Source organism: Flavobacterium sp. 9, from assembly GCF_002754195.1.
Classification (GTDB): Bacteria; Bacteroidota; Bacteroidia; order Flavobacteriales; family Flavobacteriaceae; genus Flavobacterium.
The window spans coordinates 3,433,522-3,445,911 of record NZ_PEEU01000001.1 but is presented as its reverse complement, the minus strand read 5'-3'; the positions used below and the strand labels follow the sequence as shown (position 1 = coordinate 3,445,911).

Annotated in this window: 10 protein-coding genes; 6 read left to right on the top strand and 4 right to left on the bottom strand. The window is 33.6% G+C overall.

The genetic code is table 11. The features are described from left to right. Positions 1-39 precede the first annotated feature (39 nt). Positions 40-2,511 carry a bifunctional UDP-N-acetylmuramoyl-tripeptide:D-alanyl-D-alanine ligase/alanine racemase gene (locus CLU81_RS14180; RefSeq protein ID WP_099710404.1) on the bottom strand — a complete coding sequence of 824 codons (2,472 nt, stop codon included), beginning with the start codon at positions 2,509-2,511 and terminating at the stop codon, positions 40-42. A gap of 298 nt (positions 2,512-2,809) precedes the next feature. Between CLU81_RS14180 and CLU81_RS14175 the strand changes: the two genes are divergently transcribed. After that, positions 2,810-3,415 carry a hypothetical protein gene (locus CLU81_RS14175; protein WP_233209709.1) on the top strand — a complete coding sequence of 202 codons (606 nt, stop codon included), beginning with the start codon at positions 2,810-2,812 and terminating at the stop codon, positions 3,413-3,415. On the opposite strand, the gene CLU81_RS14170 is transcribed toward CLU81_RS14175, so the two are convergent. Beyond that, positions 3,410-4,147: a porin family protein gene (locus tag CLU81_RS14170; RefSeq protein WP_369804795.1), complete on the bottom strand. Its 738-nt coding sequence runs from the start codon at positions 4,145-4,147 to the stop codon at positions 3,410-3,412. The genes CLU81_RS14175 and CLU81_RS14170 overlap by 6 nt on opposite strands. A gap of 192 nt (positions 4,148-4,339) precedes the next feature. Between CLU81_RS14170 and CLU81_RS14165 the strand changes: the two genes are divergently transcribed. The 5 genes from CLU81_RS14165 to CLU81_RS14145 all read left to right on the top strand — a co-directional run bounded on the left by CLU81_RS14165 (position 4,340) and on the right by CLU81_RS14145 (position 10,731). After that, a complete protein-coding gene (locus CLU81_RS14165; RefSeq protein ID WP_099710403.1) occupies positions 4,340-4,693 on the top strand; it encodes a hypothetical protein in 354 nt (117 codons plus the stop codon). 159 nt (positions 4,694-4,852) lie between these two features. Beyond that, on the top strand, positions 4,853-7,060 hold the full coding sequence (locus CLU81_RS14160; protein ID WP_099710402.1) for a TonB-dependent receptor: 2,208 nt from the start codon (positions 4,853-4,855) through the stop codon (positions 7,058-7,060). A gap of 226 nt (positions 7,061-7,286) precedes the next feature. Next, a complete protein-coding gene (locus tag CLU81_RS14155) occupies positions 7,287-9,395 on the top strand; it encodes a prolyl oligopeptidase family protein (protein WP_099710401.1) in 2,109 nt (702 codons plus the stop codon). A gap of 46 nt (positions 9,396-9,441) precedes the next feature. Next, complete coding sequence (locus CLU81_RS14150) at positions 9,442-9,642, top strand: hypothetical protein (protein WP_099710400.1); 201 nt, start codon at positions 9,442-9,444, stop codon at positions 9,640-9,642. Positions 9,643-9,729: 87 nt separating this feature from the next. Next, entirely contained in the window at positions 9,730-10,731 is a 1,002-nt protein-coding gene (locus CLU81_RS14145) for a Gfo/Idh/MocA family protein (RefSeq protein WP_099710399.1), read from the top strand. On the opposite strand, the gene CLU81_RS26810 is transcribed toward CLU81_RS14145, so the two are convergent. Further along, positions 10,706-10,855, bottom strand: coding sequence for a hypothetical protein (locus CLU81_RS26810; RefSeq protein WP_158235335.1), 150 nt, complete (start codon positions 10,853-10,855; stop codon positions 10,706-10,708). The two genes, CLU81_RS14145 and CLU81_RS26810, sit on opposite strands and share 26 nt — an antisense overlap. A gap of 404 nt (positions 10,856-11,259) precedes the next feature. Next, on the bottom strand, positions 11,260-12,228 hold the full coding sequence (locus CLU81_RS14135; RefSeq protein WP_099710397.1) for an outer membrane beta-barrel protein: 969 nt from the start codon (positions 12,226-12,228) through the stop codon (positions 11,260-11,262). Between the last annotated feature and the right edge of the window lie 162 nt (positions 12,229-12,390).

Below are 12,390 nucleotides of genomic sequence, written 5' to 3'. Positions count from 1 at the left end.
GATATCGAAAATACGGAATTTTCTGCAAAGTTTCAAAATCTATCTAAAAAATACTCTTTTTACGCGTTGCGAAATACTGGTCATAATTTCATACGGAATCGTTTTTAATGCCGCTGCCATTTCAACAACCGTTGGGCTTTCGCCAAAAATAATCACAGAATCTCCTTCTTTGCAATCAATCGTACTTACATCGACCATTAACATATCCATACAAACGCTGCCAACAATTGGCGCTTTTTGGTTCTTGATTAATACATATCCAACTTCATTTCCCCATAATCTCGAAATTCCATCAGCATAACCAATAGGAATTGTCGCAATTCTGGTTTCTTTTTTTGCCATAAAACGACGGCCGTAACCTACACTCTCACCATTTGGAATCGTACGAACCTGAGAAATTATCGATTTTAAAGTCCCTACATTTTCCAGATATTTTTGTTCTGCCGGATCGTTAGAAACTCCGTATAATCCAATTCCTAAACGCACCATATTAAATTGTGCATTTGGAAAATTGCTGATTCCTGATGTATTCAAGATATGACGAATTGGATTTATACCTAATTCTGAAATTAATTTTGAAGACAATTTATCGAATAAATTAATCTGCGAAAGCACAAATTCAAAATGCTTCTCTTCGTCACTTGTTGCAAGATGAGACAAAACACTTTTTACTTTTACAGATGAATTTCCTTTTAAAGTTTCAATCAATTCGTTTAAATTATTTTCTTCAAAACCCAAACGATGCATTCCGGTATCGAGTTTAATATGAATTGGAAAATCTTTTAAACCTTTCTCACGGGCAATTTTCAAAAAGGCATTTAATCCTTTTATACTATAAATTTCAGGTTCTAATTCATACTGAATAATCGAAGGAAAACTGGTCGATTCAGGATTTAGAACCATAATTGGCAATTTTATTCCGCCATTTTTCAACGAGATTCCTTCATCGGCGAAAGCCACACCTAAGTAATCTACTTTATGATGTTCGAGTAATTTTGCGATTTCCAAACCTCCGTTTCCATAACCAAAAGCTTTTACCATAACCATGATTTTTACATCATCGGCTAATTTTGATTTATAGTAATTTAGATTATGGCTAATAGAATCCATATTGATTTCAAGAACCGTTTCATGCGTTTTTTCTTCGAGCAAAGAAACAATTTGCTCAAACTGAAACGATCTCGCACCTTTTATTAAAATGGTTTCATTATTAAAATTTAAACTATCGATTTGAGCAATAAATTCGGCTGTATTTTGAAAAGTTATACAGTTCGAAAATTTAGCTGCAAACGAAGAAATAGTCGATCCAATTACAATAACACGATTTACTTTATTGTCAGAAACAAGTTGTGCAACTTTGGTATATAATTCTTCATTTGAGAATCCGCTTTGAACAATATCTGATAAAATAATTGTTTTTGAGGCGTTCTTTTTCTTCTGACTTTCCAGAAAATCCAAAGCAATTTTTAGCGATTGAAAATCGGAGCTATAACTATCATCGATAATACTGCAATTGTTGATTCCGTTTTTTACTTCTAATCGCATTCTCACCGGATACAACATTTGCATTCGATTTTGAATCGTAGTAAAATCATACTCAAAATAAAGCAAAACCAGTAAACAAGAAACGGCATTTTCTATCGAAGCGGAATCACTGAACGGAATTTCCAGACTAAAATTTTCTCCTTTATATTGATATTGAATAATCGTTGTATCGTTTTTGTTTTCTTTTTTCAGAATAAAAACATCGGCAGAATTATCTGTAAAACTCCACGAGAAAATCTTTTTGTTTGTCAGATTATTTTCTTTTACGAAATCATTTAAACACAAATCAACAATTTCATTTTTTTGATAAATGATGACTTTTGATTTTTTGAAAAGCAATAATTTCTCGTTGATTTTTTGTTCCAAATTCTGAAAACCTTCGTCATGCGCAGATCCAATATTGGTCAAAACACCAATAGTTGGTTTAATAATTTTCTCGAGATTAACCATTTCATTTACGGTCGAAATTCCGGCTTCGAAAATACCCAGATTGTGTTTCGCATTAATCGCAATAACCGATAATGGAACTCCAACCTGAGAGTTATAACTTTTAGGACTTCTGATAATATTATAATCCGGGCTTAGTAAAAAATTAAGCCATTCTTTTACGATAGTTTTTCCATTACTTCCTGTCAAACCAATAATAGGAAAATCAAAAAGATCGCGGTAATAACTTGCAAATTCCTGCAAAGCATCCAGAGAATTTTTCACCAATAGAAAATTCGCTTTTCCGGAATAATTCTCAGGAATATATTGCACGACAAAATTCTGAACTCCTTTTTCTATTAATTCAGGAATATACAAATGAGCGTCATTATTAACGCCCGTTAAGGCAAAAAATAACGTTTGTGATCCGTTTTGCAACGAACGGCTGTCGATCGAAATATGATCAACAAAAATATCAGCGTCTGACCCAATCCATTTGGCGTCAAGAACTGAGATAAGGCTTTTTAGGTTTATGCTCATTTAGAAGATTTCTTTTGTCAAATTTAAAAAAAGGATTGCCACCAATTTCACAAATTTTCACTAATTATTTGGGGTTATTTTTCTTGTCACGAATTTTTTTTGCACGCAGATTTTACAGATTTAAACAGATATGCGCAGATTTTTTTATCACATAAATCGTCTTAGATCTTTTAATCCCGATAGCTATCGGGAGCGTGAAACCAATCCTGATCAGATTAAAAAAATGTGAAAGTTTGTGAAATTCGTGGCAAAAAACATTATTTCATTATATTTGCTTAACACCACTAAATACAACGTTTTGAAAAAAATACTTCCTATATTTTCCTATATCCTGCATCCAATTTTCATCTCGATGTATGCCACATTATTTTATCTCTTTTGTAAAAATGACGTATTTACAAATCAGGAAAAATATTATGTTTTATTTCAAATCCTGATTATTACAATTCTGGTTCCCGTTTTGTTTTTTTTATTATTACGTTCAACCGGACACGTAAATTCTGTGATGGTTCATGAAACTTCACAGCGCAAAATTCCGCTTATTTTACAGTGCTTTTTGTATATTTTACTGGTAAAAAGAAGCATTCTGATTACGCGTTATCCGGAGTTGCATTTCTTTTTTCTTGGCGCTTTGTTTAGTACAATTTTAGCATTGATATGTTCGCTTTTCAAAATCAAGGCAAGTTTACATATGATGGCGATTAGCGGATTTGCAATTTTTGTAATTGGACTGAATATTCATTTGCAAATGCAAAATCCTTATTGGTCTGCGCTATTGATTTTATTGACAGGAATTGTTGCTTCTTCACGATTAGAAATGGAAGCGCATTCACCAAATGAGTTATTAATTGGGACGTTTATTGGAATATTACCGCAGTTGTTATTTCTGTATTTATGGCTATAAAATGTAGAATATCAATCCTGCATTCAGCGTTTGTACATTAATATTTTGTCCGGAAGTCGTTTTTAGGTCTTTCTTAAAGAGCGTATTTAACCCATAATTGATATAAACATTCCAGGTATTATAACCTGTCGCCAGATAAACTCCGTATTGAAATTTATTTATATCGGGATTGTTCTTTACTGAATAAGTCGCTTCGCCATTGTCTAATACCGATTTATTGGCTATAACGTAGCTCAATTTAACTCCGGCATAAACCCTCCAGAACTTATAACTTTCGTAAGTCGAATTTCTCCAACGAAACTCGATTGGAAGATCGACTAAATATTGACGGTATTTATTTGATGTAATATCATTATAATCACTTACTTCATAAGCTCGTGTTCCTTGAGGAGTTTTAGAAATTGTTAGATTCTGAAAATAATTCTGATAACTTAATCCTAAACCTGCAGCAATTGCAAAAGTTCTTTTTTTATTGATTGGCATATCACGCAGGAATCCGGCAGAAAGTCCGGCAGAAAATTTATTCTGTTTAAGGCCTTGCGGAATCTGAGTCAGAAGATTATAGGTAATCGAAAAATAAAATTGATCTTCACGATATAATGAATCTATTTTTACTATCGGTTCAATTTTAGGTTTTGTCTCTTCTTGCGAAAAACCATTTAAAAACGACACTAAAAACAAACAACTAAAAAGGAATCGCATATCGAATTTTGGTTTTAAAGAGTTTTTCAAGTAAACGTTTTTTTAAGGTATATTTATTTTACTTACAAATATAATATAATGCTAGTTCAGGAGACAATTAGAAAGTAATTATTCTCTTTTTAACGACGAATAAAACCATTTGTTGCACTTTTTTCAATAAATAAACAACAGAATCTAAAAAACAGTGCATTTTTTCATTGCTCTTTTATACCTTTGCCTTGCATGAAGAAAAAGCAGCTCATATTAAGTGTTTCTTTCGCTCTAACAATATTGTTCTCAATATTGTTTCAGTCGATACACAGCTATGAGCATATTGTAAAGCAACTTTCAGAAAAGCAATGTCATCACGATTACAGTGATCCAAGTGGCGAAATAACGCATCAGCACCATAATTATGACGTATGTTTTGTATGTCATTTTGCTTTTGGAAGTTACATTTCTCCAGACGAAATCTCCTTTCAATTTCACACATTCAATAAAGAAATTCCTTATTTCTTTACTCTTTCAGAAAAAATATATTCGTTTTCAGAAAGCGCTTATTTATTACGTGGTCCGCCTCAGGCTATAGTTTCTTAAATTTTCGATTACTCGAAATAAAATCAAAATCTTTTTAATCTAATTCAAAAAAATTAGTCGATTTCCCCATTCTGAAACTTTCAGAATCGGCAAATGTTACTATTCTTTTTAGTTTTTATTTTCAAAGAAAAAATCAATTAACTATAGCATCATTTTCAAATGAAAAAAATAATATTAGCCCTTATTTTAGGGTTTTCGGGCCTGCTTTCGGCTCAAAATTCTGTTTCAGGAACGGTAACCAATCTTGAAAACAAACCAGTGTCAAATGTTTCTGTTTATGCGCCTGAATTACATAAAGGAACGAAAACTGACGAAAACGGAAAATACGAATTCAAAAATCTTCCAAACGGAAGTTTTAGACTTGCTTTTACTTTTGTTGGGTATACAACTCAAAATAAAACAATCAATAAATTATTAAAAGAAAACACGCTTGATGTAACGCTTACGGAATCTATTTTTGAAATGGATGAAGTTGTAGTTTCAACGCCTTTCAACAAATTACAATCTCAAAACGTAATGAAAGTCGAGCATGAAAGCATTAAAACGCTACAGCAAAAAGGAACTTCGACTTTGATTGAAGGTTTGGCTACAATTCCGGGAGTTTCACAGATTTCAACAGGAACTTCTATCGGAAAACCGGTAATTCGCGGTCTTAGCGGAAATCGTGTTTTGGTATATTCGCAAGGTGTTCGTATTGAAAATCAACAGTTTGGAGACGAACATGGTTTAGGTTTAAATGATGCCGGAATCGAAAGTGTTGAAGTCATAAAAGGACCTGCTTCTTTATTATACGGTTCTGATGCTTTGGGTGGAGTTTTGTATTTTAATCCTGAAAAATTTGCTGATGCGAATACCTTTAAAGCTAATTTCAGCCAAAAATATTTCACGAATACGCAAGGAAGTAATTCATCGATTGGATTAAAAACTTCTACTGACAACTGGAAATTTCTTGCTCGCGGAAGTTTCAACACTCATTCTGATTACAAAATTGCCGACGGAGAACGTGTAACCAATACACGTTATAATGAAACTGATTTTAAAACCGGAATTGGATATAGCAACTCTAGTTTTTCAAGTGTTTTGAGATATAATTACAACAAACTTGATCTTGGAATGCCGGATAACGGAATTGGAGAACAATCTACAAGCAAAAACACGGAGTTTCCAAGACAAGGAATCTTCAATCATTTATTGAGTTTAAACAACGTGATCTTTTTTGAAAACTCAAAATTGGATGTTGATTTAGGTTATATCGCCAATGACAGAAGTGAGTTTGAAGACAGCAACGAAGCTTCTCTTCATATGAAACTGAATACTTTTAATTATAATGCTAAATATCATTTTCCGAAATTTGGTAAAATTGAAGCTATTTTTGGTGTTCAGGGAATGCATCAAACGAACAAAAATTCTGGTGAAGAATACTTAATTCCTGACGCAACAACAAATGATTTTGGTGCTTTTGGAACCGCAAATTACGAATGGGGAAGCAATGTTTTGCAAGCCGGATTACGTTTTGACAATAGAAAAATAACTTCTATCGCACACGGAACTGAAGGCGAAGAAGGTTATTTCCAAGCTTTAGACAGATCATTTGACAGTTTCAATGCTTCTTTGGGTTATAAAACAAAACTCGCTGAACCTTTAACGCTTCGATTGAATGTTGCAACAGGATTTAGAGCGCCAAATTTAGCAGAATTAACTTCTAATGGAGTTCACGAAGGAACCAACCGATATGAAATTGGAAATGGAGATTTGAAAACAGAACAAAACGTTCAGACGGATTTAAATTTAGAGTATAAAAACACGCATTTTGAGTTTTTCATTAACGGATTTTACAATCATATAAACAACTATATCTATACTTCGCCAACTGGAGAAATACGTGATAATAATGATGTTTTTGCTTATATTCAGGACAATGCTAATTTGTATGGTGGTGAAGTTGGTTTGCATTTTCACCCGCATCCATTAGATTGGTTGCACTTTGAAACAAGTTTTGAAACTGTAACCGGTAAAAAACAAAACGGTGATTATTTACCTTTAATTCCGGCAAACAATTGGAATAATACTTTAAGAACAGAATTCAAAATCAAAGATTGGTTCCAGGAAGGTTATGCTTCTTTAAACGTTTCTTCTACTTTTAATCAGAATAATGTAAGCGGTTTCGAAACGGCTTCAAACGGTTATACTTTAGTAAATCTTGGTTTTGGCGGAACGGTAAAATTGGGTAAACATGCTTTTGATGTGAACCTAAACGGAAACAATTTATTCGATAAAAAATACATTGCTCACCTTTCAAGATTAAAAACTGACGGTATTCCAAATATTGGAAGAAACATCGTTCTGGGAGTTAATTTCAACTTATAATTTTTTTTAATTTAACCGCAAAGTACGCAAGGTTTTTTTTAACATAGGGGTTTTATAAAACCGCAAAGTACGCAAAGCTTTGCGGGCTTTGCGATTTCGAACGATTACAATTAAATAAAATCTTTGCGCACTTTGCGGTTAAATTATTTACAAAGCTTTGCGGTTAAATATTATTTACCCATCTCACATAAAGCATTATTTTTGCTACTACTGTTAAACATAAATTATGAAAAAAACTTTTCTTATAATGGCTATCACAACCGCAGGAATTTCATTTGGACAGAATAAGATTCAGTATCCTGAAACTAAAAAAGGAGAAACTGTTGACGTTTATTTTGATACAAAAGTGAGCGATCCTTATCGTTGGCTTGAAGACGATAAATCAGCAGAAACAGGAGCTTGGGTAAAAGCTCAAAATGAGGTTACTTATGGCTATTTAGACAAAATTCCTTTCCGTGATGAGTTGAAAAAACGCATGGAAAAACTTTGGAACTATGAAAGAATTGGCGCTCCAACTACTGAGGGAAAATTTGCTTATTATTCAAAAAATAACGGACTTCAGAATCAATCTGTTATTTACAGAAAAGGACAAGATGGTAAAGAGAAAGTTTTCTTAGATCCAAATACTTTTTCTAAAGACGGAACTACTTCGCTTGGCGGATTAGATTTTTCTAAAGACGGATCAAAAGCTGCTTATTCAATTTCTGAAGGTGGAAGCGATTGGAGAAAAGTAATCATTATTGATGCATTGTCTAAGAAAGTTTTGGAAGATACATTGGTCGATGTAAAATTTAGCGGTGTTTCATGGCACGGAAATGAAGGCTTCTATTATTCAAGTTACGACAAACCAAAAGGAAGCGAATTGTCTGCAAAAACAGATCAGCATAAATTGTATTTTCATAAGTTAGGAACTTCTCAAAAAGACGATAAAGTTGTATTTGGTGCAGATCAAAAACGTAGATATGTTGGCGGTTCTGTTACTGATGACGATCGATTTTTAGTAATTACTGCAGCAAATTCGACTTACGGAAACGAATTATACATTAAAGATTTAACCGTTGCAAATAGCCCAATTATTACTATTGTAGACAACTCTAATACTTCAAATTCTATTATTGAAAATGACGGTAATAAATTGTTTATCGAAACAGACTTAAACGCACCAAACAGCCGTGTTGTTTCTGTTGATGTAAAAAATCCGAAACCTGAAAACTGGAAAGATTTTATTCCGGAAACTCAAAACATCTTATCACCTTCAACTGGTGGTGGTTATTTCTTTGCTAATTATACTAAAGATGCTGTTTCGTTTGTACAACAATACGATTATAACGGAAAACTAATTCGTGAAATCAAACTTCCGGCGGTAGGAACTGCAGGTGGATTTGGTGGAAAAAAACACGATAAAACATTATACTACAGCTTTACAAATTATACAACTCCGGGAACTATTTATTCTCTGGAACCAAAATCAGGTAAATCTGAAGTATACCAAAAACCTAAAGTTGATTTCAAAAGCGAAGAGTACGAATCTAAACAAGTTTTCTATACTTCAAAAGACGGAACTAAAATCCCGATGATTATCACGTATAAAAAAGGATTAAAATTAGACGGTAAAAACCCAACTATTCTTTATGGTTATGGCGGATTCAATGTAAGCTTAACGCCAGGTTTTAGCATTGCAAACGCAGTTTGGATGGAAAATGGCGGTATTTATGCTGTTGCCAATTTAAGAGGTGGTGGTGAATATGGTAAAAAATGGCACGACGCGGGAATTAAATTGCAAAAACAAAATGTATTTGACGATTTTATCGCTGCCGGTGAATATTTGATTGCTCAAAAATATACTTCATCAGATTTCTTAGCGATTCACGGTGGTTCTAACGGTGGTTTATTAGTTGGTGCAACAATGACACAACGTCCTGATCTTATGAAAGTAGCTTTGCCAGCAGTTGGCGTAATGGATATGTTGCGTTACCATACTTTTACTTCGGGTGCAGGTTGGGCTTATGATTACGGAACTTCTCAGGATAGCAAAGAAATGTTTGAATACATCAAAGGTTATTCTCCAGTTCAAAATGTTAAAAAAGGTGTTCAATATCCTGCAACTATGGTTACAACTGGCGATCATGATGATCGTGTTGTTCCTGCACATAGTTTTAAATTTGCTGCTGAATTACAAGACAAACAAATTGGTAATAATCCGGTTTTGATTCGTATTGATGTAAAAGCGGGTCACGGAACTGGAAAGTCTGTTGCTGCATCAATTCAGGAAAATGTAGATATTCAAGCGTTCACACTTTACAATATGGGATTTAAGGCTTTACCTAAAAAGTAAACTTTAGTCTATAGTTTTTAGAGCCACGAATTTCACGAGTCATTTTGTGAGTTCGTGGCTTTATTTTTTTGCTGAAGAATTTTTTGTTGTGGCTGAAAAATTTTACCGCAAAGCACGCAAAGATTTTATGCTTAGAAGATTTTATAAAAAACACAAAGTTCGCAAAGCTGGTTCAATACAAAGCTTTGCGAACTTTGTGTTTTTACAAAGCCAAGCTGAGACAAAAACTTTGCGTGCTTTGCGGTAAAATTAAATCCTTCAAAATCTGCGTGAAAATAATTCGTGTAATTCGTGGCAAACTTTTTAAATTTGAATTAACTAAAAAACCAGAAAAATGAAAATTGTAAAATGGGGAATTATTGGCTGTGGTAATGTAACTGAGGTAAAAAGCGGACCAGCATTTCAGAAAACGCCAAACTCAGCTTTGGTTGCTGTAATGCGCAGAGATGCGGCTCTTGCCGAAGATTATGCCAAACGCCACAATGTTCCTAAATGGTACTCAAATGCTGTTGATTTAATCAATGATCCTGAAGTTGATGCCGTTTATATTGCTACTCCTCCATCGTCTCATAAAGAATATACTATTTTGTGTGCCAAAGCAGGAAAACCTGTTTATGTCGAGAAACCAATGGCATTAAACTTTGAAGAATGCAACGAAATGATCAGTGCTTGCAAAGAACATAATGTCCCATTGTTTGTGGCTTATTATAGAAGAAGTTTACCGAGATTTTTAAAAATAAAAGAACTTATAGATCAAAACAAAATTGGTAAAATCAGGCATGTAAATTGTGTTTTATATCATCCGTTTGAAGCTCGTTATGATGACGATATTAATTTGCCCTGGACGGTTTTACCGCATATTTCCGGTGGCGGAATTTTTGTCGATTTGGCTTGTCATACTCTAGATTTTCTAGATTATGCTTTAGGTCCGATAAAATCTGTTCGCGGACATGCAAGTCAACAACTTCTTGCTTATCCTGCTGAAGATTCTGTTTCTATGTCTTTTCTATTCGAAAATGGAATTCATGGAACTGGTTTGTGGAATTTTGCCAGTTTTGAGCGTTATGATAATACTGATATCGTTGGCGATAAAGGAAAAATCTCTTTCTCTACTTTCGGAAATGATCCGATTCATGTTCAATATGTAAATGGCGAGAAAGAAAGCATCACAATCGAAAATCCGCTTCATATTCAACAGCCTTTGATAGAAACTATTGTTGCGGAACTTTTAGGCAATGAAGGTGTTAATCCATCTAAAGGAACTTCGGCTGCACGAACGACTTGGGTTATTGATGAAGTTTTAAAGGAGTTTAGGAATTCGAAATTGCAATTGTAAATTGTGAGTTGTGAATTGTGAGTTGTGAGTTGCCTCCAGCTTTAGCTGGAGCTTGTATTCCTAATGTAAAAAGGGCTTTAGCCAAATAGATTGGTTTTTTGGCTAAAGCCTTTTTTGTTCTCATTTTTTTTTCTCCAGCTAAAGCTGGAGGCAATTCATAAAAAACAAAAAAGCTTTTATGAAAATGATTGTCTTAGCCCCGATAGAAGTGAAAATCCTTTTGCTTTTTAAAGAAAAAAGCAAAAGATTGTAACGGATTGCTTCGCCAGTTCGCACTTTCAGGCTCGGGTGCGGGATTAGCTCCTGAAAAATATTTTAAAAATTGGGATGGCAAATATTATGGTTACGTCGTGTTCAAGGGATTAAAATCCATTCTACACAAGTGATTCGACAAAGATTGACGATTTTGATTGCGTCCCAAAGCTTCGGGATTGTGCGATTTCTCCCTTCGTTCGAAATGACAGAAAATAAAAAAGAGGATATTCAAATGAATATCCTCTTTTTTATAAAGTATAAATCTCTTTAGAATTATAGGCTGTATTTAAGACCTAAAGTCAAACCTAAACCTGAAATTCCAACATACGTACTTAAATCATCCGTTGCTTTTGTATTATCAAAACCAGCAGCATTTGTTAAAGTATTATTAGAGTTAGAATCTATAGAACTATGATAATTAGTATGATTAGCAGAATATGAAGCTGCTCTAAACGAAGTTGAAGTATTTAATTTATCAACACCATTTTCAGTATAATCAGTCGTTTCTTTAGTTTTTCCATGTACAGTAAAGTTACGGTACTCTAATTCAGCAAAAGCTGAAATATGTTTTCCTAATTTATAAGAAGTACCAATAGATGCCATAAACCCAAGTGTTGGATTAGGCTTCACTACATCTTTTGAATATGCATCAGTATTAGCTACTTTATTTGCTCCTACAAAAGTTGAGTAATTTCTATTTGTTTCAATATCTAATGTACCGTGAATTGGAACAATAACTCCAACTTTAGTATAAGGTTCGAATCCATGAGCTTCTCCTAAAAACATTACAAGTGCAGGAGCCACATCAAATGCTTTAATTTGTCCTTCGGCAGTAAAGCTTAAATATGTAACTGGAGTAGTGGCTGAAGGAGCTGGAGTAACCATTCTATCTGTAGTCTGCGCCATCGTTTTAGTATTACTAGTGTAATAATTCGCTGCAACCTCAACTCCTAAACGTGCAGAAAAACGGTAACCAGCAGTAATACCACTTCTAAAACCTTGTCCAAAAGAACCTGTAACCCCTTCTCTTGAAACCAATTTATTACTTGCTAAAGTACCAGAATAAACATCTCTATTTGCTGGTTGACCTCCAACTGTTGGAAATTCAGTAGAAGCAGTTTGGTTGAAATAAGATCCACCAATTTTAAAATACCAACTTTCTGGTTTATCTGCTTTTTCTGTTTGCGCCATTGTGGCCATAGAGCAAACTAATAATCCTAATAAAAATAGGTTCTTTTTCATAATTCTGATTTAATTAATTTTTACAAACATAGAATATTTTAACATATGTCTAAAGTTTGCTTTGTTAGACTTGGCACGAAAACGTTGTAATTTTACGCAATATTACTAAAAAAGTATTATGCATGCATATTTTTAACTAAAAAAAAATGCATTCCGCTAAAT